This is a genomic window from Tahibacter amnicola, assembly GCF_025398735.1.
In the GTDB taxonomy this organism is placed as follows: domain Bacteria; phylum Pseudomonadota; class Gammaproteobacteria; order Xanthomonadales; family Rhodanobacteraceae; genus Tahibacter; species Tahibacter amnicola.
Genome location: NZ_CP104694.1, coordinates 3759436 through 3782136 on the forward strand (window position 1 = coordinate 3759436; position 22701 = coordinate 3782136).

The window sequence follows — 22701 nt, forward strand, 5'->3', positions numbered from 1 at the left end:
CCCCAAGTGCGTGATCGATTTGGGGCTTACTCATGCAACGCTCCGTTCCGCAGCTTGGCGCAACATGGCCGTCACTGCAGGCAGCAAGACCGCGGTGATGTCGAACGCGTTGCTGGCGTGTGCAATGGTGTTGCTTGTGGCCAGTCGGCTGGCACCGGCTGCGAGCACTAGCGTGTCGGCGTTGTCCGCGAAGATGCCGTGAACGGCCACGCACACCGCCGGCGGCAGTCCCAATCGCTTGAGGTGCCCAAGCGTTTCGATGAGAGTGTGGCCGGACGCAATAATGTCGTCGATGAGCACCGGCGTTCGCCCCTGGAGCAGATCACGGTCCGGCAACGACACCTCCACATCGCGGTCGCCTCGACGGTTCTTTTGCAGCACCGTCATCGGTGCACCGATGCGCGAAGCCACTGTCGCCACCCACTGGACACTCTCGCTGTCAGGGCCGATCAAAATCGGCCGTGACACGTTCGTGGCGATCCAGTCGGCCGCGGCGGGCATCGCCGAGACGTGCTGCGCCGGAATCCCAAACAGCGGCTGCAGCGTCGGATTGCGGTGCAAGTGCGGATCGACGGTGACCAGCCAATCCACGACCCAGGACAGGAAAGCGGCGAAATGCGGTGCGCTGATCGCCTCCCCAGCGTGGAAGCGCTTGTCTTGGCGCATGTAGGCCAGGTACGGCGCGACGAGCCCGATCCGGCGTGCGCCAAACTCGCGCGCGGTGCGCGCGGCAAACAGTAGCGGCAGTGCCAGGCGATCCGGCTCGATCATCGAGCAGACGAAGATCACGTCGCGGTCCTGGCAGGTGGCATCCAGCGTGACCAGCGATTCGCCATCGGGAAAGTGGCGCCAAGCCAAGGTGCGGTGCTCGCCCGACAAGCGCTCGCTCAGTGCGGTAGCGATCGACTCGGAACCGGGGAAGCCGACGATCAACGCGGTCATGACGCTGCCCCTAGTTTGACGATGTCGGAGTGCTGGGCCAGGTATTCGTTGGCGTACGCTAGTTCGCCGCTCGTCTGAGCATGCAGCGTCAGCAACGGTTCGCCGGCGCCGACGCGCTGGTCCAAGCGCACGTGGATTTCGAGACCGGCGGCGGGCGCACGCGGCGCGCCGGCAAGCTTGGCCAGCCTGGACAATCGGCGATTGTCGATGGCTGCAACGACACCATCGCTGGGCGCGGCAAAGACAGTGCGGTGCGGGGCCGCGCTGGGCTGGCGAAATCCGCCTTGTGCTTCACAGATCGCGATGAACTTGCGCTCCGCGGCACCACTTTCGAGCAGCGCCCGTGCGCGCTGCGACCCACTGCGACCATCGGCGCCAGGTACGAAATCCAGCACTCGGCCAGCCAACTCCAGCGCCCGTTCGCGCAGGTCTTGCGGCGCGTCTGCGGCGTTGCGCAGCACCTTGAGCACGTCCAGGGCCTCAAGCGCTGGGCCGACGCCGCGGCCGACCGGCTGACGCCCGTCCGACAGGTGGATATCGACGACCAGTCCCAGCGCCTGTGCCACCGCGCTCAGCAGGCGACCGAGCGATGCGGCGGTCTCTGCACTGCGCACCTTGGCGGTCGGTCCCACAGGCAGATCGAGCACGACGTGGGTCGCCCCGGCCGCGACCTTCTTGGACAACACGCTCGCGGTCAGTTGCGCGTCGCTGTCGAAATCCAGCGGTCGCTCGACGCGGATCAGGACATCGTCGGCGGGACTCAGGCCCACGGCGCCACCCCACACGATGCATCCGCCTTCACGTTCCACTACACGGCGCATCGCAGCCAGGCCCAGCTCCACCGGCGCCAAGGTCTCCATTGTGTCGGCGGTTCCGGCCGGCGAGGTGATGGCACGTGAGGACGTCTTCGGAATCAAATAGCCCGCGGCGGCGACAATGGCGACCACGATCGGGGTCGTGCGGTTACCCGGTAGTCCGCCGACGCAGTGTTTGTCGAGCACCGGTGTTCGCGGCCATTGCAGGCGCTCGCCGACGTTGATCATGGCGCGGGTCAGCGCGATGTTTTCTTCCAGTCCCAACCGATCACCGGCACAAGCGGTGACGAACGCGGCCAGCTCGATATCGGCCAGCCGGCCGGCGATCGCATCGCGCAGCAGGCGCTCGTACTGGCCAACATCAAGCGTCTGGCCGTAGACCTTGGCGCGCAGATCGCTGGCCGACTCCGCCGGCGCGGGATGACTGAAGCGCAGCCAGGTACCCTCGGGTGCGTTGAGTCGCCGCCAGCCGGCTTCGGACAAGCCTGCGCTGTCCATGCTGATCCAATCGTCGGTGACCACATTCAGCGTCGCGACGATGCGACGTCCGTTGCCCTCGACCACGATGCGCGACTGCGCCTCGAAACCTTCCGAGCGGCACACGACGCAATTTCGGTGCATGTAAACGACCGACTCCTGGTAGGTATCCACGCCCATGCGCCTGAGTCTCAGGCGCATGCCCTCGTCGCTCCTGGCGTCGGCGCTCATCACGGTTTGGGCGCCGTCTTGTGCGCACCACCGCAACACCCGCCGCTCGCCGAGTGCGCAACGCGGCCTGACCCCGCCACGGACGCGTCCGAGGACGGCTTGCCGGCGTTCTCGCTGCAACAGCTGTCGGTCGGCTTCGCCTTTGCGAGGGCCTCGGTGTCGGGTGTTGAGTGGCAGCAGCTCGATGCCGCGTTCGGATCGGGCACCGGCGTGACGGTGACATCGACTGTCGAAGGGTTATGACCGGACAGTTTCATCTTCTACTCCTTAGCTTCTGGGGGCCTTGTCGTTAATGCGAACGGCCAAGCGTGGTTGAGCCTAGGCCGCACCGGAATCGGGCGCGTGCAAAATGCGTATCGGCGTCGGTCTGCCCCCAAGCGCGCGGCCCTTGACCCATGCGTACAGTGCCGGGATGACGGCCAGCGTGAGCACTGTGGAGGACACCATGCCGCCGATCATGGGCGCCGCGATGCGCCGCATGACTTCCGATCCAGTTCCGCTGCCCCACATGATCGGCAACAAGCCCGCCATGATCGCGACGACGGTCATCATCTTGGGCCGCACGCGCTCCACGGCGCCTTCGATGATGGCCCGGCGCAGATCGTCGGCTCCCACAATGCGACCCTCGCGTTGGCAGATCTCGACCTGCGTGCTCCATGCGTGATCGAGATAGATCAGCATGATCACACCGGTCTCCGCGGCCACGCCGGCCAGCGCGATGAATCCCACGGCAGCCGCAACACTCAGGTTGTAACCGAGCATCCACATCAGCCACACGCCGCCGACCAGCGCGAAAGGTACCGACAGCATCACGATCAGGGTCTCGGCTACCCGGCGAAAATTGAGGTACAGCAGCAGAAAGATGATGCCCAGGGTGAGCGGTACGACCAGCTTCATCTTCGCTGCAGCGCGCGCCATGTACTCGAATTGCCCGCTCCAGGTGATGTAGTAACCCGGCGGAAACTGGACCGCATCGCGCACGGCACGCTGCGCGTCCTGCACGTAGCTGCCGATGTCGCGACCGCGGATGTCGACGTAGATGTAGGCCGACAGCAAGGCGTTCTCGGTGCGAATGGAGGGGGCGCCCTTGCTGACCGAGACACGAGCGACCTCGCCCAGCGGAATCTGCGCGCCGTCCTTGGTCGCCACCAGCACCTCGCTGGCGATGCGTTCGGGGGTGTCGCGCAACTCGCGTGGGTAGCGCACGATGACACCGAAGCGCTCGCGGCCCTCAACGGTCGTCGTCACCATTTCGCCGCCAAGCGCCGCAGCGACGACGTCCTGCACGTCCCCGACCATGAGGCCATAGCGCGCCAGCCGGCCGAGGTCGGGTTCGATGTCGAGGTAGTACGCGCCGGTCAAGCGTTCCGCGAAGGCGCTGGTGGTGCCCGGTACCGTGCGCACCACCTCCTCGATGCGCTTGGCCAGGGTCTCCATTTCGGCCAGATTGCTGCCGAACACCTTGATCCCGATCGGCGTGCGGATGCCAGTGGAGAGCATGTCGATGCGCGCCTTGATCGGCATGGTCCACGCGTTGGCGACACCGGGAAACTGCAGCGCCGTATCCATTTCGGCAATCAGCTTGTCCACTGTCATGCCCGCTCGCCATTGCGCCTCGGGCTTGAGGTTGATCGCGGTCTCGAACATTTCCAATGGCGCCGGGTCGGTGGCGGTCAGCGCGCGACCGGCCTTTCCAAACACCGACTCCACTTCCGGAAAACTCTTGATGATCCGGTCCTGTTGTTGCAGGAGCTCGGTGGCCTTGGTGATCGACATGCCTGGCAGCGACGAGGGCATGTAGAGCAAGGTACCCTCGTTCAAGGTGGGCATGAACTCGCTGCCCAGGCGCGTCATCGGCCAAGCGCTGAGGGCGAGCGCGACGCCAGCCAGCGCCACGGTAAGGGCCTTGTGCCGGAGCACGCCATGGATCACCGGGCGGTAGGCGAAGATCAGGAACCGGTTCAGCGGATTCCTGGCTTCTGGCGTGATGTGGCCACGGATGAACAGCAGCATCAACACAGGCACCAGCGTGACCGACAGGAGCGCGGCGCCCGCCATTGAGAAGGTCTTGGTGTAGGCCAGCGGGTGGAACAACCGGCCTTCCTGCGCTTCCAGCGTAAACACGGGCAGGAACGAGACGGTGATGATCAGCAGGCTGAAGAACAGCGCTGGACCCACTTCGCGGCAGGCGTCGATCATCAGTTGCAGGCGCGGCACACTGCCGTCGCTGCGCTCAATGTGCTTGTGCGCGTTCTCGATCATCACGATCGCGGCGTCGATCATGGCGCCGATCGCGATCGCGATGCCGCCCAAGCTCATGATGTTGGAGTTAAGCCCTAGCCAACGCATCGTGGTAAATGCGATCAGCACACCGACCGGTAGCATCAGGATCGCCACCAGCGCACTGCGCACGTGGAACAGGAATAGCATGCACACCAACGCCACGATCACGCTTTCCTCGATCAGTGTGGTGCGCAGGCTGGCGATCGCGCGGTGGATCAGGTCGGAGCGGTCGTAGACAGTCCGGATCGCCACGCCCTCAGGAAGCCCCGATTGGATCTCGGCGATTTTGGCCTTCAGGTTGTGGATCACATCCAGTGTGTTGGCACCGTAGCGGGCCATCGCGATGCCGGCGACGACTTCGCCCTCGCCATTGAGCTCGGTTGCGCCGCGGCGTTCGTCTGGCACTAGCTCCACCCGCGCCACGTCGCGCACCAGCACCGGCGTGCCGTGCTCGCTCTTGAGCATCAGCTGCTCGATGTCGCTCGCACCGTGCAGATAACCGCGCCCGCGCACCATGTACTCGGTTTCGGTCATCTCGATGGTGCGACCGCCAACGTCGGTATTGCTGCGGCGGATGACGTCGCTCACCGCGGACAACGGGATCGCGTACTGCCGCAGCTTGGTCGGATCGACGGTGACGGCGTACTGGCGCACGAAGCCACCGATGCTGGCGACTTCGGCCACGCCCTGGGCCTTGGTCAACTGGTAGCGCACGTACCAGTCCTGGATCGCGCGGAGCTCATCGAGCGAGCGATTCTTGCCTTCAAGCGCGTACTCGTACACCCAGCCTACGCCGGTGGCGTCGGGACCGAGTTGCGGCGTAGTGCCCGCGGGAAGGCGTCCGGCTGCGAAGTTGAGGTACTCCAGAACCCGCGAACGCGCCCAATAGAGATCGGTGCCATCCTCAAAGATCACGTAGACGAACGAGGCTCCGAAGAAGGAAAACCCGCGCACGACCTTCGAGCGCGGCACTGCGAGCATCGCCGACGTCAGCGGGTAGGTGACCTGGTCCTCGACTACTTGGGGTGCCTGGCCGGGATACTCGGTGAACACGATAACCTGCACATCGGACAGATCTGGCAAGGCGTCGAGCGGCGTACGCAGCACCGCGTACGCCCCGGTGCCGACCACGACCAGGGTGCCCAGCAGCACCAGGAACACGTTGTGGGCCGACCATTGGATCAGGCGCGCGAGCATCTCAGTCCCTGTGTCCCGAATGCGGTGTCGGCGCAGCGGCACCCGCCGCGTCAACAGGCTCCTGCACAGGGCCAGACTGACTGTGCTTGGCGTGAGGTGTCAGGCCGCCCAGGGCAGCGCGCAAATTGCTCTCCGCGTCGATCAGGAAATTGGCCGACACGACGACCGATTCGCCATCAGCCAGACCGCGCGTGATCTCCACATGGGTTTCGTCGGATCGACCTGCCTCGATCTCGCGCGGTTCGAAACGTCCCCCTCCCAGCGCAATCAGTACGATGCGGCGCCGCCCGCTGTCGAGCATGGCCGATGCCGGCACCGCGAGCACCGGCGCGCTGTCCTTTGCCGTGAACACGACATCCCCGTACAAGTTGGGTCGCAGCGCGCCGTCGCGGTTGTCGAGCACGACCCGCGCGCGGACCGTTCGCGCGGCGGCGTCGATGGTCGGATAAATGAACTCCACCAGACCGCTGAAGCTGCGACCGGGAAGCGCGGGCGAGGAGAAGACCACGGTCTGACCTGGCTCGACCCAACTGGCCTCAATCGTGGGCACGTCGGCGATCAACCAGACCTGCGACAGGTCGGCCAAGTCCAAGATCTTCTCTCCCGCCATAAAACGCATGCCTTCGATCGCGGGTTTGTCGAGCACGACGCCGTCGATGGGTGCACTCAGGGTCATTAGCCGCCGCACTTCGCCGGCGCGGAGCCGATCCAGTTGCGCCCCGCTGATGCCCCAGTTCTTCAAGCGGGTGAGTGCCGCATCGGCCAGCGCCTGCATGCCTCGCTGCGCTTGCGGATCACTATCGATGAGCGTCTGCAGCGCGCGCTGTGCGATCACATATTCGTTCTGCGTGGACATCAGTTCCGGGCTGTAAACGTCGGCCAGCGGAGCGCCGCGCCGGACCAGGGCACCGGTTCGATTGGCGTACAGGCGCTCGATCCAGCCATCGAAGCGCGGCGCGACAACGTGGTGGCGGGTATCGTCCACGGCGATGGTGCCGCTAGCACGAACCTGATGGCTGATCATGCGCAGCTCGGCTTTCTGCGTGCGCACACCCAGACGCTGGATCTTTTCCGGAGCGATGACGATGGAGCCCGGCGCCGCCGACGTCTCGTCGGCGTAGACCGGAACGTAGTCCATGCCCATGGAGTCTTTCTTGGGTACCTGCGAGGTATCGGGCAAGCCCATCGGGTTGCGGTAGTAGAGAATCCTGCGCGCTGCCGGTGCGCTCTGGTGCCCTGTTGCTACAGTGGGCACCATGTCGGTGGGGCGCTGTGCGCCGATCCACCAGCCGAGCGCACCGCTCAGCGCAATGATTGCGATCACGCCGATGATTTCGGCTCTCTTCATGGTGTCGCTCCGATCAAGCTGCGCAGCGTCGCGGCGTTGAGCAGCATGTCGCGGGCCACGTCCAGCCGCGTGAGATCGGCGGCGCGCCGCTGACGCAGCGCGTCGAGCAAGGTAGTGAAATCCACCGCACCCACTTGGTAGCTGGCCAGCGCGGACTCGAAGTTCGCGTCGGTTTGTGGTAACAGGGTGTGCTCGATCAGCGCACGCTGCTCGCGCGCCCCCTCCCAACTGGCCCGAACTTCCCCTGCCTGTCCGGCGAGCTCGACCGCGGCGGCTTCGCGCCGCGCCTCAGCGGCGTCGCGCATCAAGGTCGCTTCGCGCTCAAGATTGCGGCGCGTGGTCTGCTGGAACGGAATCTCGACCTCGACCATCAGCTCCCAGCCTTCCAGCCGCTTTCCGACCTGGATCGGCGCCAAGCCCACGGTGATATCGGGAAAGCGGTTGCGATATGCCAGCTCGCGACGCTGCTCGGCCGCACGCACCGTCGCGACCTCGGCCGCGAGCGCTGGGTGCGTATCAAAGGTCGCCGCTATCGCCGCGTCGAGATTGGCAGGCAGCTCGAGGCTGGGCTCGCGTATCGGGTCGGCGAGCGGTTCGCTCGGCCTGCGCGCCAGGCTGGCATTCAGTTGTGCCTTGGCCTCGCGCTGCATCGCAATACGTTCGATGCGCTCGCGCTGCATCGAGCTGCGTTCGACCTGTGCCTTGATCGCGTCCTGCTGTGGCGCGAGTCCCGCCGCGTAGCGCTGCGCCGCGAGCTGTTCCAGGTCGTCGAGCAGCTTAACGATATGGTCGAGTGTTGCTGCGCTCTGACCGGCGTACCAGTACCTCACGTAGGCACGCTCGGCGTCGGCGATCAGTTCGCGCAGGCGTGCGTCGCGCTTGTACGCACCAGCGTCTGCGTCAGCGCTCGCCGCGTCGCGCGCCAGCCCCCGCTTGCCCCAGAGAGGGACGCGCTGGCGCAGTTGGTAAAACGTCGAGCCAACCTGCGCCGGCAGCAATCGTGGTTTGTCGGCGTCGATGTCGCGCAGTTCAGCCTGGACCATCGGATCGGGCAACGCGCCGGCAGGTTGAACTCGCGCCGCAGCCGCCTGTGCGTCCAGCGTCATGGCGCGCAGGTCGGGGTTATGCTCGATCAGCCACGCATGCAACGATGCCACCGTCGCACCGGGTAGCTGCGAGGCATCGGTGTCGTCGGCCGCGGCGCCTGTGCTCGTCGCGAGCAATAACGCGAAGGCGATGGCCAACAGCGACCGACAGATCTCGTGAGTGAGTGGCTTTCGGGAGCGACTCATCTCAGAACACCGCCAGTTCGCCACGGATCAGCCGGGCCGACAATTCGCCGACCTGCCTCAGTTCCGCTTCCACAAGGTCGCGCACGCGCCGCTCGCAGCCGACGTCGGCCGGCTCGCGAATGCGCAGATCAATCGCGACCAGGGCCGGCTGCGACACCGGTCGGCCAATGGTCGACAACAATTGCACAGAGGCCTCGACGATGGTGGGTTCGGCGTGGACGATCGCCCGCGCCACTTGCAGAGCCAGCACGTTGTAGATCTTGCCCACGTGCGCAACCGCGTTCTTCCCAGCAGCGGCCTCCAACGACATGGTTCGCTGCGGCGTGATCAATCCGCAGACCCGATTGCCGCGTCCGACCTGACCGTCATCGCCGTGTTCGGCGCTGAGCCCGGTGACGGTGAGGTACACGCCCGATTCGTCAACGGCGCCGGAATCGTCGAGCGCATTGAGGACGATGGCCGCATCCGTATCCAATGCCTGGCGCAGGTATTCGACGATCGCGGACTTGATCGTGAAGTAGTGTGCAACGCTGGAGATTTCTCGATCGACCAGCGCCAGTGCCACGGTCAAATCAATCTCGGCACCACTGCGTGCACCCATCACCTTGTAGTCATCGCCAGCGACTGGAAACCGCTGGCGAAATGCCGTGGAACGCAGAATCTGCGCCGCCTGAAGCACGAGTTCTTCCAGTCGGGAAAAAGGAGCAAAACCGGCGCCGAACGATGTGTCGTTGGCACGCGGCTCGGCATTCGACCCGCCGACCACTTGCGTCAGATTCGGGCTGCCGGGGCGGACCACGGATTCGATGGTGAAATGATCTCGGCCGTCGTGCAGGACCAGGTCCAGGTATTCACGTGCGGCCGCGCAGACGAACTCGGCGAGGTCGATTCCTGGCAGGATCGCTGCGCGGCCGCAAACGATCAACCGCATCGGCACTCGCAGGGTTCCGCCGCCGAAGCGCGGCGCACTTTCGCCGCCGACCAACAGGGCCTTGTCCACGTTGTAGTGCGCAACGGTGCCATAGGCGTGCAGGTAGGCACGACACAACGCGCGCGATACGGCCTCGGCCACACCGTCGCACAGGCTATCGGGGTGTCCGACGCCCTTGTGCTCGCACATCTCGACCGGGCGTTCCCAGCCTTCCGTCGTAGCGGTGCGCACGATCGCATAGCGGGTGTCAGGCCACATGGATCGGAGCCCCAGTTCCTTCAGGCAACCCCCGGGTAGCGGACTCGGTGAGCGTGGCGGAAGTCAGATCCACCACGTCGCGATACTCGGGCACGATCGCCGACCAACCGAGCTCGCGCTCGATGCGTCCACACAGCGCGTCTGCCGCATCCGGTTCACCATGAGTGACGAACACGCCACGTGGAGGCCGCGGTGCCGTCCCCAGCCACGACAGAATCTCATTGGCGTCGGCGTGCGCCGAGGCGCTGCCCAATGCGATGACCTCGGCCCGCACTGGCACGTCCTGACCATGGATGCGGATCGTGCTCGCGCCTGCCGCCAGTGCTGCGCCGCGTGTCCCACCGGCCTGATAGCCCGCTAGCAGGATGGCGTTGCGCGGATCGGGCGCGAACGCCTTCAGGTGATGGACCACGCGACCGCCGGTGGCCATGCCACTGGCCGAGATGATGATCATGGGTCCGTGCCTCTCGTTGAGGGCCTTGGACTCCTCGACGCTGTTGACGAACGTCGCCGCGCGGCACATCTGCTCGCATTGTGTCTCAGTCAATCGGTGCTCGGCGCGGAAACGATGGTAGAGGCTGGTCGCGTCCACAGCCATGGGACTATTGAGAAACACCGGGATGTGCGGAACATCACCACGCGCTTTGAGCCTCGCGATCTGGTACAGCAACAGCTGTGCGCGACCAACAGCAAACGCCGGAATCACCAGGACGCCTCCGCGCTTAGCCACGCGCCTGACAACCGCAGCCAGCTCCACATCCAGGTCGACTGTTGGATGGGTGCGATTGCCATAGGTGGATTCGGTCACGATCCAGTCGCTGGCCTCGACCGGATGTGGCGCCTTCATGATCGGATCTTCGGGCCGGCCGATGTCGCCGCTAAAGGTGATGTTCACGCCCTCGTGCTCGAGCCGCACGCTGGCTGCACCCAGAATGTGGCCTTGCGTCCGCAGCACGGCGCTGACGCGGCGCAAGGGTGCGAACGGCGTTCCGATTTCTACCGGATGGAGCTGCTGCAGGCAGCGCTGCGCGTCGGCCTCGGTGTAGAGCGGCAGCGCAGGCTGGTGCTTGGAATAGCCACGGCGATTGGCGTACTCGGCGTCCTCTTCCAGCAGATGTCCCGAGTCGGGCAGCAAGATCGCGCACAGCTCGCGCGTGGCCGGTGTGCACCACACACGGCCACGGAAGCCGTCACGGACCAGCCGCGGCAGGTAACCGCTGTGGTCCAGATGCGCGTGGGTCAGGATGACTGCATCGATGCTTCTCGGATCAACCGGGAACGGTGCCCAATTGCGCAAGCGCAGCGGCTTGTAGCCCTGGAACAGCCCGCAATCGACGAGAATGCGGCGACCGTCGGCTTCGATCAGATATTTCGAGCCGGTGACGGTGGCCGTCGCGCCGAGGAAACTCAGGCGAAACCCCGGTGAGATCGAATCATTCATGGCGTGCTCCGGCTTTCTGGTCCGCAGGTGAAGCGCAATCGGGTAGGTCGCGCGTGCGTGGATTGCGTGACCTCGACGATGAATTCGTGCCGCTGTCCAGGATCGAGGTTGAAGAAGTGGCTGATCGTGTTGCCGATGCGCATTGCATCGGGCTGCTTGCGCTCGGCATTGCCAGCCCCCGCGCGACACGCTGAACCCCCGTGCAGGCAAGCAGCCGGATCGCGGCCAAGGCGGACAATCCGGAGAGCCTCTTCATGCGGCCTCCACGGATGGCTTGAGCTGGGCGGAGTGCGCAGGTCTCGGGTCGAGTCGCAAGCGCTTGAGCAGCAGCGCGTTGATCGCCACCAAAGCCGAGCTGCCCGACATCGACAGCGCTGCGATCTCCGGCGAGATCGTGAGCGGAAAGAAGACACCCGCCGCGATGGGAAATGCGATCGTGTTGTAGCCCACGGCCCAGAACAGGTTCTGGTGCATCTTGCGCAGCGTGCCGCGGGCGATGTCGATCGCACGCACGACGTCATAGGGATCGCTGCGCATCAGCACCACGTCGGCGCTGTCGATCGCCACGTCGGTTCCTGCACCGATGGCGAAACCCACGTCGGCCTGGGTCAGCGCCGGGGCGTCGTTGATGCCGTCGCCAACCATGGCCACGCGAAGCCCCTGAGCCTGCAGCTTCTTCACTTCGTCGGCCTTGCTGCCTGGCAACACGTCGGCGAGCACGATGTCGATGCCCAGAGCCGCGGCGATGCGTTCGGCGGTGGGACGGTTATCGCCGGTCAACATGGCGACCTTGACGCCACGTGCGCGCAAAGTTTGCACCGTGACTGCTGCCGTGGGTCGCACGGCGTCGGCAATCGCGATCAATCCGAGCGACGCTCCATCGGCGGCGACATGGACCACGGTTCGGCCGGCTCCCTGCAAGCGCGCCGATGCTTCGGACAGGTCGCCGAGTGCAATGCCCTGTGCCTGCATCAGTCGATGATTGCCCAGGAAAACCGCATGGCCGTCGACACGGCCGCGCGCGCCTTGCCCGTCGATGTTGCTGAAGTCGCTGCCGGCTCGCTCCGCCAGCCCCTCAGCGCGCTTGAGGATCGCCTGCGCCAGCGGGTGCTCGGAAGATCGCTCCAGCGCCGCCGCGATCGATAGGACCTCCTCCGCGCTGCTGCCAGGCGCCGCCACCACCTCCACGACCTCGGGCTGGCCCAAAGTCAGGGTGCCCGTCTTGTCAAACACCACGACGTCCAGCCGCGCCGCCGCTTCGATGGCTCCTGCGTGCTTGAACAGGATGCCGTGTCGGGCACCCAGGCCGGTCCCGACCATGATCGCCATGGGAGTGGCCAGTCCCAGCGCGTCGGGACAGGCAATGACGAAGACGGTAATGGTCAGCGTCATCGCGAACAGCAGCGTTTGACCGACCCACCAGAACCACACGGCGAACGTCACGAGTCCGATCACGATGGCGGCCAGCACCAGCCATTGCGAGGCGCGGTCGGCCAGAAGCTGGGCCGGCGCCTTCGAGTTCTGCGCCTCCTGCACCAGCTTGACGATCTGCGCCAGCGCCGTATCGGCGCCGACTTTGGTCGCGCGATAGGCGAAAGCGCCGCTCTTGTTGATGGTGGCGCCGGTTACGTTGTCTCCGGGATTCTTACGAATGGGCATCGACTCGCCGGTGAGCATCGACTCGTCGACAACGGAGCTTCCTTCCACCACCACGCCGTCGACCGGCAGCTTGCTGCCGGGCTTGACGACCACTACGTCGCCGACCACAACGTTGGCCGTCGGCATTTCGATTTCCTTGCCGTCGCGCCGAACCAAGGCCTTGGGCGGAGAGAGATTCATCAGGGTGCGAATTGCATCCGAGGCGCCGGCACGCGCGCGCATCTCGAGCCAATGTCCCAGCAGGATGAAAACCAGCAATATCGCTGCCGCTTCGAAGAACTGCGGTCCGTCCCAGAGAAACGTGCTGCCCAAACTGAAGGTGTAGCCGGTCCCCACACTCAGCAGCACCAGCACCGCCATGTTGAGCACGCCGTTGCGCAGCGCGCGGATCGACGCCACCCAGAACGGCCAGCCGGGCCAAAGCACGGCGCCGCTAGCCAGGACGAACAACCAGGCGTTCAACGTGAGTCCAAACGGCGCAGGAGGCGGCGTCATCAGCCCCATCGGCGACCACACCAGCACGGGGATCGCGAAGAGCATCGCGACGGCGAAGCGCCGGCGCATGTCGAGCGCCATCGCATGCAGGTCCATGCCGGCGCCGTGACCCATATCGTGCGCCATGGCGCTGTGATCGTGGGGCGCAGGCGCGTGCGCGGCGTGGTGATGTTCGTGTCCGGCACCCACTTGCGCGGCGCGGTTTGTGCCCACCCCAGGCACAGCACCATCACGATCGCTCTGGGCGCACTCGGGAAGGGCCGGATGACAGTCGTACCCGCAGTGGCGAATCGCGGCGGCAACATCGCCCGCGCTGAGCAGCGCCGGATCGAAGGTCACCACCGCCGTACTCGCAGCGAAATTGACCGATGCGGTGCGGACACCTGTCAGCTTGCGCAGCCGGCGCTCGACGCCCAGCCCGCAGCCAACCGAAAGCAGCCCGGGCAATCGCCATCGGACGGTTCGCAACGTCGCAACTGCAATCATGTCGGCGCACTCCGACTGCGATTGGAACGCCAGTGCGGGATGAAAGCCGGCGTCTGTTCCATGTAGGCGCGATACGCATCGCCGAAGTGCGCCAGGCTATCCTTCTCCTCGTGCTTGGCCAGGCGCCAATAGGCTATGACCATGATCGGAAACAGCAGCAACGTCAGCACCGTCGGCCACTGCAACAGAAAGCCGAACATGATCGCGACGAAGCCCACGTACTGCGGGTGCCGAATCCTGGCGTACGGCCCGGTGGTCGCCACTGAGCCTTTGCGCTGCGCGCGATAGAGCACGGCCCAGGCACGCGAAAGTAGCCAGAAACCCAGGCCGATGAGCACGAAGCTCACCACGTGGAACGGGCCGAAGTGCGGATTTGCTCGCCAGCCAAACATCATTTCCAACACGTGGCCTGCGTCGTGCGAAAGCCAGTCGACGCCTGGGAAGCGCGTGCTGAGCCATCCGGACAGGAAGTACAGCGACAACGGAAAGCCGTACATCTCGCCGAACAGCGCAACGATGAAAGCCGAGTACATGCCGAAGCTGCGCCAATCGCGAGTGGTCTTGGGCGTGTAGTAGCTGTAGGCGAAGTAGATGAAGATGGCAGCATTGAGGAACGCCAGCCCCCACAAGCCGTATCCATTTGAGGTATGCATAGGGAGCTCCCGTCAGTGGTGGTGGTGGCCGGCACGCGAGTTGCGGCGCTCCTCGCTTGCGGCCTGATCGTTAGACGCCGGTGGTTGATCCGGCGGTTCCTGATCGTGTTCGTGGCTGTGCCCGTGATGCCCGAAGATGTGCATCAGCGGGCAAGCCAGAATCAGCAGGTAGGGCAGCACACCGAGCAAATGAGCACCGTGCTCGGTGACGAGAAAGAAGCCCGCAATGGCGGCAAATCCCCAGAAGGCCCAACGCAGGAGTCGGGGCGAGCCGTGGGTTTCGTGTGGACGGTTCATGACGTGCTCCTGTTTCGGCGAGCTTTGGGAGGTTCAAGTTCTGATTCGATCAGCGCGCAGATCAAATCGCCGCTCGGAACCTGATCGGGAAGGCGGCGCCAGCGCGCTACTGCACGGGTCATGCTGCGATGCAACTCGACCAAGCCATCGAGTTGCTCGGCGACCTGAGGAATGCGTCGCTCGATGATTGATCGCACCTGCGGGCAGGGTGACTTCCCGCTGTGGGCATGACGAAAGATCTCTGCGATCTCTTCCAGAGTGAAGCCCAATCCCTGAGCGCGACGAATGAAGATCGATCGGCGAACGGCGCGTCGGTCGAACAAGCGGTATCCGTTCTGGCTGCGGTGGCTCGGCTCGAGCAAACCGATCCTGCAGTAGTAGCGGATCACGTGCGGGGGTTCTCCTACCTCGCGCGCGAACTGGCTGATCGAAAGTCCGGAACCATCAGCGGGCTGCGTTGTGCGCCGACGTCGAATTGCGGGAGCGATCTTGCCCATGCTTGTGACCCTAATCCTGTGCGTCGCACACAGGTCAATGGGGCACCGCGTGTCGCGATGCGGACAGGCCGACGAATGCTTGAACGATCGGCCTGCTTGTGAGGCTAGAGGTGGGCGCCAGCCCACACATTGATCTGCATCAATTGCGGCTCCTTAGAGTTCGAACAGGATAGGTCGGAAACCAGAGCGGTTTCGCCAATTCGGTCAGCTAAGCCTTTGGGCTTCAATTTCCCCGGCCGCGGTCCGTGCACGAGGGAGCCAGCAGTGTCGCCAGGTGGACCCACAAAACCCCGCAAATTTCGTAGAGTTTGTTTTAGCGTTGGTCTATTTGTGCCGCGATCGAGCGAGCTCAAGTAAGTCCGGCATCGTGGAATTTGTGGCAGAAGTCCACTCATGCAACTCGGTGGCTAATAGAGGGTGTTCATTTTGGAACAATTCAAGCGCCGACAACCGCATTCCTCATTCTGGTTGATCAAGGTCAATGTGCCAGAAAACGCAGTCTCTACGCTGTCCTCGAACTGATCGATCAACGATGTCGTCGAGCTGGCGGTGAAGTTGCCTCACGCGATGGTCTGCCAAGACCGCATACCAGACAGGTGCACGCACAGATGAAGTCCGATCTAAAAGTTCGCAGGCACGGACCACGCTGCGTGAACCTGTGCGCGCGTGCGGTATTCGCGTCCACGGCCGTTGCTGCCGCAGCGGAGACCGCCGTCCCCATTCGTGGCAATTTTGACGGCAACGTCCTTCCCGCCCGTGATTCGGCACTGGTGCTGCAACTTGAGCAGCTACGCGACAAGACCCGAGCTCTGCAAGTGCGACTGGGTGTCGAACCGCTGGCGCCGACTCGACCAGCTGAGGGCTGGGGGCAGTCTCCGCCACCGCACGAGCTGCCAGCGTGGAACTGCGCTGATTGCCCGCGTGACCTTGGCGTGGAGCGATCTAACATCGACGTCGCCGGCACATCGTCCGAGCACACGCTACCCGGCTTCCCGGGCGAGCCGCACCTTTACCACCTGGGAGCAGAGGACTTCTTTCTCAGCCGATCCCAGCGCATCGGCCTTTCTGTCGAGCAGCAGGTCACGCTCGCCGGAATCCGTGAACGTGCACTCCTGGCCCGCGCCGATGCCGGACGCGAAATAGAGGCGGCGGACCAGCGGCTATTCATGCTGACCGCGGCTGCGCGTCCCGATGCGGAGAGCATCGAGGCCCAAGTCCGGCGTATCGAAGCCCTGCGCACCGCCGGCCGTCTACACTTCATCCGAGCGGTTGGTGAGGCAGCGCAGGTTCTGTCCGCAGAGCAGCGGCATGTCGTGCTCGGGTCAGCTCCATGATTGCCGCGAAAAGTGCTGTGGGGGCGCTGGCGCCTGAGCGGCATGACCAGCGTCTGCAGGAAGTCGACGGATGGATTCTCACACACTCGTCGGATTAGCTGAAATCTCTAGAGCAATCGAGCCGCAAACTCTTGAATGAGGTGTCAAAATGAACAAGTTGATTGTTGGATCGAGTTGGTCACTGCATGTGGTCCTCGCAGGAATCATCACGACCCTCGCTGTCGTGCCAGGTGCCCTGGCGAGCGACACGATGCCGATGGGTTCGGCACCTACAGGGCAGCCCGCGCAAATGAGCCAGAGCCCCTCATCGACGGGTATGGGTATGGGCTGCATGGAATGCATGAGTGAGATGGGAAGCATGGGCGCTATGGGAGGTGCAAACGCTTCTGGTGCGATGCCCCCCCTGGCGCCGTGCCGCCCAACGCCCTCCCAGGCTTTCCCGGCACGTCGCACCTATACCACGTCGGCGCTGACGGATTCTTCCTCAACCACCCGCAGCATGTGCAGCTCAATGCGGACCAGCAACTGCGATTGGGCCGCATCCGGGAGAAGGCGTTGCTTGAGCGCTCCGCCGCGCAGCGCAAGATCGAGGAGGCTGAGCAGCAGATGTTCGTTCTAACGGGGATGGACCAGCCCGACATCAGCAAGATCGAGGCCCAGGCTCGGGCCATTGAGGAGTTGCAGGTGCAGCGTCGCCTGGCCTATATCCGTGCGATCGGCGAAGCAGCCGGGGTGCTTACTGACGAGCAACGTCGCGCCGTGCTCGGCATGACACCGTAGCAGCAGGCGAACCGGAGCGCACATGATCCGACTAGCGAACTCAGCGCGATGAAGCGCTCCGACTGCCTACTGGCTTGCCTGCTGGCCGCCGCGCTGTGCGCAAGGATTGCTGCGGCGCAGGACCCTGCCGCTGAGCATGCCAGTCACCATCCCTCAGGGACGCAGCCTGCACCCGTTGCCGCCCCCTCTGATGTGCGCATGCCGCCGTCCATGGCACAGCCGGGCGCACCCGCGACTAACATGGCGCAGGGGATGGAGAAAATGATGGAGCGGATGGGAGCTCCACCGCCCAAGGAAATTTATCCATCGTTGATGGAACTGCCCGATCTCCCGCTCGAAAAGCGCGAGCAGGTGCTCAAACAAGCTCGAGAGCGTATGCAGGTGGGCGCTGGACTGATGTCACAGGCCGTCGACGAGCTAGCCGAGACCGCCCGGCGTGACGACTATCCTGCCATGCAGAGGGCGACCGCATCGTTACGGCAGGGGATCGCGCAGTTCGAAAGCGGGCTGGCTGCGCAGCGAGCACTGGCCGAGGGCAAGGCCCCGCGCAACATCGCCATGCAATGGTTCAAGCGCGAGATGAACCTGATGCCTGTAGGTAGCGCACCGGCGCCACATGGCTTCTTTGGCCTGTCGGCGTTTCACTATGTGACTATGGTCTTCACCGGAGCCCTTGCGGCGGTATTGCTCTGGATCTTCCTCGCGCGACAACGGCGTGCGAGCGCGCTAGCGGCGCAGCTTGTTGGTGCGCCGGCTGCGGTGGGAAATCGGATGGGCGACGCTTTCCCGGCAAGTCCCCTCCCGGTCGCCACGTCCGCAGACTTGGTGCCGAGCACGATGACCCCGGCAGCAACCGGCCAGCCGGGCCCCGGCCTACGCGCGGCAATGCCGGTCTCGACTACCGGCAGCTGGTCGGGACAGTTGCGCGTTGCGCGCATCTTTCGCGAGACCGCCAACGTCAAGACCTTTCGTCTTGCGCCATCGGCGGGCGAGGAACTGCCGTTTGCGTTCGAGCCCGGACAGTTCCTGACCATCGCCGTCAATACCAACGGCAAGGTCGTCAAGCGCTCCTATTCCATCGCGTCCTCACCGTGCTGCCATGGCTGGTGCGAGATCACGGTGAAGCACACTCCCGGCGGCGTGGTCTCCGGTCATCTCCATGAGCAAGTCAACGTCGGCGACGTGCTAGAGGCAACCGGTCCGTATGGTCGCTTCACTTTCCGTGGCCACGAGGCCCCTGACGTCGTCCTGATTGCTGGCGGCGTCGGCATCACGCCACTGATGAGCTCGCTGCGCTTTTTGACCGACCAGAGCTGGGCGGGCGAGATCTGGCTCATCTACGCCTGTCCGCGGCTTGAGGATGTCATTTTTCGCGAAGAGCTGGGTTACCTGGCCAAGCGCCATCCAAACTTGCACGTGACGCTTGTACTGGAGGAGGCCTCCGAGTCCTGGAGCGGGGAGCTTGGCTTCGTCACAGCAGACTTGCTAACGCGCACCGTGCCCGACCTCGGTACCCGTCGCATCCATCTTTGCGGGCCGCCGCCGATGCTTGACGCGATGGGCAAAATCTTCACACGACTCGGCGTCACGCCTGAACAGGTGCACACCGAGCTATTCCTGACACCGGAGGTCAGGTGCGCTCCGGCCGGCGAGGCCGTACCGGCCAGCGTGATCGCGACGTGCAGCTTCTCTCGCTCAGGAAAGAAGGCCCTCTTACCGCCTGACATGACCGTACTCGAAGCGGCCGAGGCGGTGGGCGTTGCGATCGACTATTCCTGCCGGCAGGGCTTCTGTGGTGTCTGCAAGGTTAGGGTCGTGGCCGGCCAAGTGACGATGGAGGTTGATGACGGACTGACGCCTGCGGACCGGGCCGCGGGAATGGTGCTGGCGTGCCAAGCGAGGGCGAGCGCAGATGTGACGGTCGAGGCCTAAGCATGCGCCAGCATGATCGCGCTGTCGTCGCAAGCATCGTCGCCCTGCTCACGGTGTTGTGGCTCGGGTTTTTCGTGCATCGTTCAGCCGACTTCGCTGGCAGCGGGTGGGGCGGCGTATTTGCCGTGTCGGGCACGCTTCTAATGCTCGTCCCGCTGGTCTATTCCATCGTCAAGCGCATTTCTCCGTTGCGCCGTGCCGTGGGGCCCGGTATGCGCACTTTCCTTATCTGGCACATCTATTCAGGTCTTGCCGGCACGGCACTCGTCCTCATCCATAGCGGGCACAAATTCCAAAGCCCGCTGGGAGTGGCGTTGACCGCAATGACGTTGCTCGTGGTGCTCAGCGGCTTCGTCGGACGCTACCTGCTCGGTTTCATCGCCGAGGACGTCCGCACCAAGCAGGCTCATCTCGGGGCGCTGCGGAACACGTTCGTCCAACTGTCCGGCCTGGTGGCCAAGGCCAATGGAGATGGCCCGACAGTCAAGCCGTCCCTGGCGGTCGTCGAGTCCATGGCCGACCTCGAATACGGCATTCGCACCGAAGAGCGGATACGGGCCTTCTTCTCGCAGTGGCTGAAATTTCACTTGATGATCTCGGCCATCCTCTACGGACTTCTCGGCCTGCACGTCTGGGCCGCGCTTGAGTTCGGCCTGCGCTGGTTCCCGTCGGCGACGCCATGAAGAAATTCGCCGCGCTCGTCATCTTCGTCCTTGTCGGCACGGCCACCTTGGCCTGGCCGCGCAAATCATCGTTGCTGGACGTGGCGGTTTGGCAGCGGCAGGCCAGCCCCGGACCATTGTCCCCAGGACACACGTTCCTGGCGGACCGATGCGCCGCCTGCCACACACCCATCAAAGGCGTGGAGTCCAGCAGTTGTATCGTCTGCCATGCCAATGAAACGGCGCTGCTACAGCGCCAAGCGACCGCCTTTCATTCGAGCGTCAACGAGTGCGCGCAGTGCCATCGCGAGCACGATCCGGTGCCTGGGCTCTCGCCGGGAATGGACCATCAAAAGCTCGCGCAAATCGGCTTGCGGCAACTCCTGAGCGAGGCGCCGGACAGCGATGCCGGGCTGCTGTATCACCAGGTGGCGTCGTGGGTGACACGGGACACGTCCGCCGCGCCAGCACGCGACAACCCACATCTGTCATCCGCGGAGCGCGTGCTGGATTGCTCGACCTGCCATGCGAGCAAGGACCGCCATGGCGGCCTGTTCGGGCGCGACTGCGCGCAATGTCACGCGACGACGCAGTGGACGCTCGCGGAGTACCGACATCCCGCCCCGGATTCGCTCGACTGCGCACAGTGCCACAAGGCGCCGCCGAGTCATTACATGGAGCACTTCAAAATGGTCTCTGCGAAGGTCGCAGCCCAGCCCTCGGCGCGGGTTCGCGAGTGCTATCTGTGTCACCAGACGACGGCGTGGAACGACATCCGAAACGTCGGCGTGTACAAGCACCACTAAGCAATTGACCTGCGTCAATTTAGGAACGGCTCCTGGTTTGGTACCGTTGGGGTGCAGCCTGGGCCGCTGGAGCAAGCATGAAGAAGACCGGACCCATTCGCCCGACTCTCAGGCAACTCCTTGGCATCGGTTTGGCCGGCACTCTCATGAGTCCGACCTGCACGTGCTGCAGACAAACCGACCGTTTACGCATCGCGCGGCCCCACCATGAGCGCGCGGACAGCTAAGATCGTGCAGAAGGCACCGCCGTGACGACTTTTCTACCCGACACCTGCGCGCACAAATCTGCCGTGACTGCGTCGAGAGTTGCCTTACTGTCGGTGACATGGACGAATGCGTGCGAACGTTGCGCGGAATCCTGTGAAACCATGGCAGCACAGGCGGGCCAGCGCGGCGCTTCGGTTAGGACCGAACGACCGACAGGTCGTCGGCAGTAGGTCGATGAGGCGCGGCCGCCCCACGGTCGCGCCTTCCGCGTGGCTCAGTTCGTCCAGGATGGGACACCCAGGACGAACCGTCACGAGGGCAGTGAGACAATGTGCTTTCGCCTTGTTCGATGGAGCCGGCCATCTGACGCAGTAGGGGCGCCGTCCGGTACTGGCATTTCTTGAGAGGTATTCCCTATGAACCGATTTGCCAACACGCTCGCATCCAAGCCGCTGCATTGCCGCCGTTCGATGCTCGGCCTGCTACTGTTCGGCTTAGTTGCCGCTGCGACGGTGACCGCCGCTGACTCGTCGTCGCCGCGTCACACGTTTTTCATGCGCGGCCAGATTGTCGAACTCAAGGACGTAAAGCTGGTTATTTGCACCGGTCGCGCCGATGGTGCAACCGTCGGACAGGAGCTGGACGTCGTACATCATCAGCGCGTCAGCACAGGTCCCAGAGGTATGGGCGAATACAGGCGCGAAGTTGTCGGCAAGGTCCGCATCGACGCCATTGTCGACGACCACTACGCAGAGGCGACGGTCATTTCCGGAAAGGCCGACCAATACGACAGCGTGGAGCTGGCTGAACGTAAGCAGTAACTCGACCGATCGGATGCCCCTGGGCAAAGCGGGAATTTGGCTCGGCGAATGTTCATGCTGCGGCACCTGCAGGAGGTGTCGCAGCATAACGCTGGTAGCCTTTCCGGCGCGGCGGAGCGACGACACACGTAGGCTATCGCCGCGGCATCACCCTGCACACAGCCGGACGCGGTCAGGTTGGGTTCGGTAAAGGGGCATTCCTGAGGAGGTTACCCAATGGCCAGCCAGCGGGATATTGAGTTGAAGAGGTTGGCGACGGGATACCGATCCCTCGCCGCGGGCGACAACGAGGTGGCGTATGCAGCGTTCGAGCACAGCCACGTGATTGGGCAATTTTCACACCCCATTCCACGTACGCAGCCATGCCGCTTTCCTACGCTGGGCGATCCGCCAGCGTGACGGTCGCGAGTTCCCGGGACAGGTGTTTCGTACCGTGGCCGCAAGGTCAAACGTGAGCGAGCCGTTGGTCTGCACTTCCGCGGTTGCGGTCGCTAGATTGACGGTGGCGACGGTAACGCCCGGCGTCGCCAGCAGCGCCTTCTCCACGCGTCGGACGCACGATGCACAAGTTATGCCCTCTACGCCGAAACGAAATGGGATCTCCAGCGGCGACATTGTGGGGGATTGGTTGGTCATGGGCGGCCTCCTGGTGGACTGGAGGCGATCCTGATGGTTCCCATGATAGGAAGGTCAATGCCCTTGGACGAAGTGTCTCAGCGCATCTGGTTCGCCCGTCTGCACTTGCGGAAGTCCGCACGCTGCCACGTATAGTGACACCCCCTTGTCGTCGGGCACGCCACTCGCTTGCCCATGTGTCCACTGCTGTCACGGATTCGGTTGACTATGGCTATGGCGGG

Annotated in this window: 19 protein-coding genes and 2 pseudogenes; 8 read left to right on the forward strand and 13 right to left on the reverse strand. The window is 64.2% G+C overall.

The window, feature by feature from the left end; all coding sequences use genetic code 11:
- Positions 1–30: 30 nt before the first annotated feature.
- The 8 genes from N4264_RS14960 to N4264_RS14995 all read right to left on the reverse strand — a co-directional run bounded on the left by N4264_RS14960 (position 31) and on the right by N4264_RS14995 (position 11215).
- Positions 31–942 (reverse strand): ribose-phosphate diphosphokinase, encoded by a 912-nt coding sequence (locus N4264_RS14960; RefSeq protein WP_261693041.1) that lies wholly within the window; start codon positions 940–942, stop codon positions 31–33.
- Complete coding sequence (locus N4264_RS14965; RefSeq protein ID WP_261693042.1) at positions 939–2435, reverse strand: thymidine phosphorylase family protein; 1497 nt, start codon at positions 2433–2435, stop codon at positions 939–941. Before N4264_RS14965 ends, N4264_RS14960 begins: the two co-directional genes overlap by 4 nt.
- A gap of 29 nt (positions 2436–2464) precedes the next feature.
- Positions 2465–2722, reverse strand: coding sequence for a hypothetical protein (locus N4264_RS14970; RefSeq protein ID WP_261693043.1), 258 nt, complete (start codon positions 2720–2722; stop codon positions 2465–2467).
- A 61-nt stretch (positions 2723–2783) separates the two neighbouring features.
- A complete protein-coding gene (locus N4264_RS14975; RefSeq protein ID WP_261693044.1) occupies positions 2784–5945 on the reverse strand; it encodes an efflux RND transporter permease subunit in 3162 nt (1053 codons plus the stop codon).
- A 1-nt stretch (position 5946) separates the two neighbouring features.
- The gene (locus N4264_RS14980; protein ID WP_261693045.1) at positions 5947–7293 is read right to left on the reverse strand and encodes an efflux RND transporter periplasmic adaptor subunit; all 1347 of its coding nucleotides are present in this window, start codon (positions 7291–7293) and stop codon (positions 5947–5949) included.
- Positions 7290–8537, reverse strand: a complete 1248-nt coding sequence (locus tag N4264_RS14985) for a TolC family protein (protein ID WP_261693046.1) — start codon at positions 8535–8537, stop codon at positions 7290–7292. Before N4264_RS14985 ends, N4264_RS14980 begins: the two co-directional genes overlap by 4 nt.
- Before the next feature lie 49 nt (positions 8538–8586).
- Entirely contained in the window at positions 8587–9774 is a 1188-nt protein-coding gene (locus tag N4264_RS14990) for a methionine adenosyltransferase (protein WP_261693047.1), read from the reverse strand.
- Entirely contained in the window at positions 9764–11215 is a 1452-nt protein-coding gene (locus tag N4264_RS14995) for an MBL fold metallo-hydrolase RNA specificity domain-containing protein (RefSeq protein WP_261693048.1), read from the reverse strand. The genes N4264_RS14990 and N4264_RS14995 overlap by 11 nt, the downstream gene beginning before the upstream one ends.
- A 53-nt stretch (positions 11216–11268) precedes the next feature.
- Between N4264_RS14995 and N4264_RS15000 the strand changes: the two genes are divergently transcribed.
- Entirely contained in the window at positions 11269–11409 is a 141-nt protein-coding gene (locus N4264_RS15000) for a hypothetical protein (protein WP_261693049.1), read from the forward strand.
- A gap of 58 nt (positions 11410–11467) precedes the next feature.
- Here N4264_RS15000 and N4264_RS15005 read toward each other — a convergent pair whose 3' ends face one another.
- Genes N4264_RS15005 through N4264_RS15020 form a run of 4 tightly spaced genes read right to left on the reverse strand, consistent with a single transcriptional unit; the run spans position 11468 to position 15302 of the window.
- Positions 11468–13855 carry a heavy metal translocating P-type ATPase gene (locus N4264_RS15005; RefSeq protein WP_261693050.1) on the reverse strand — a complete coding sequence of 796 codons (2388 nt, stop codon included), beginning with the start codon at positions 13853–13855 and terminating at the stop codon, positions 11468–11470.
- A complete protein-coding gene (locus N4264_RS15010; protein ID WP_261693051.1) occupies positions 13852–14508 on the reverse strand; it encodes a methyltransferase family protein in 657 nt (218 codons plus the stop codon). Before N4264_RS15010 ends, N4264_RS15005 begins: the two co-directional genes overlap by 4 nt.
- 12 nt (positions 14509–14520) lie before the next feature.
- Positions 14521–14805: a DUF2933 domain-containing protein gene (locus N4264_RS15015; RefSeq protein ID WP_261693052.1), complete on the reverse strand. Its 285-nt coding sequence runs from the start codon at positions 14803–14805 to the stop codon at positions 14521–14523.
- Positions 14802–15302, reverse strand: a complete 501-nt coding sequence (locus N4264_RS15020; RefSeq protein WP_261693053.1) for a MerR family transcriptional regulator — start codon at positions 15300–15302, stop codon at positions 14802–14804. The genes N4264_RS15015 and N4264_RS15020 overlap by 4 nt, the downstream gene beginning before the upstream one ends.
- A 608-nt stretch (positions 15303–15910) precedes the next feature.
- Between N4264_RS15020 and N4264_RS15025 the strand changes: the two genes are divergently transcribed.
- From N4264_RS15025 to N4264_RS25840, 7 genes and pseudogenes are all read left to right on the forward strand, one after another.
- On the forward strand, positions 15911–16636 hold the full coding sequence (locus N4264_RS15025) for a periplasmic heavy metal sensor (RefSeq protein WP_261693054.1): 726 nt from the start codon (positions 15911–15913) through the stop codon (positions 16634–16636).
- A 411-nt stretch (positions 16637–17047) separates the two neighbouring features.
- On the forward strand, positions 17048–17416 hold the full coding sequence (locus N4264_RS15030; protein ID WP_261693055.1) for a Spy/CpxP family protein refolding chaperone: 369 nt from the start codon (positions 17048–17050) through the stop codon (positions 17414–17416).
- Positions 17417–17464: 48 nt separating this feature from the next.
- A complete protein-coding gene (locus N4264_RS15035) occupies positions 17465–19348 on the forward strand; it encodes a 2Fe-2S iron-sulfur cluster-binding protein (protein ID WP_261693056.1) in 1884 nt (627 codons plus the stop codon).
- A gap of 2 nt (positions 19349–19350) precedes the next feature.
- Positions 19351–20031 carry a hypothetical protein gene (locus N4264_RS15040; RefSeq protein ID WP_261693057.1) on the forward strand — a complete coding sequence of 227 codons (681 nt, stop codon included), beginning with the start codon at positions 19351–19353 and terminating at the stop codon, positions 20029–20031.
- Positions 20028–20816: a multiheme c-type cytochrome gene (locus N4264_RS15045; RefSeq protein ID WP_261693058.1), complete on the forward strand. Its 789-nt coding sequence runs from the start codon at positions 20028–20030 to the stop codon at positions 20814–20816. The genes N4264_RS15040 and N4264_RS15045 overlap by 4 nt, the downstream gene beginning before the upstream one ends.
- Positions 20817–21439: 623 nt before the next feature.
- Positions 21440–21844, forward strand: coding sequence for a hypothetical protein (locus tag N4264_RS15050; RefSeq protein ID WP_261693059.1), 405 nt, complete (start codon positions 21440–21442; stop codon positions 21842–21844).
- 325 nt (positions 21845–22169) lie between these two features.
- A pseudogene (locus N4264_RS25840) lies at positions 22170–22232 on the forward strand (hypothetical protein); the annotation flags it as partial.
- A gap of 47 nt (positions 22233–22279) precedes the next feature.
- On the opposite strand, the pseudogene N4264_RS25845 reads toward N4264_RS25840, so the two are convergent.
- Positions 22280–22426 (reverse strand): annotated as a pseudogene (locus tag N4264_RS25845) (heavy-metal-associated domain-containing protein); the annotation flags it as partial.
- Positions 22427–22701 lie beyond the last annotated feature (275 nt).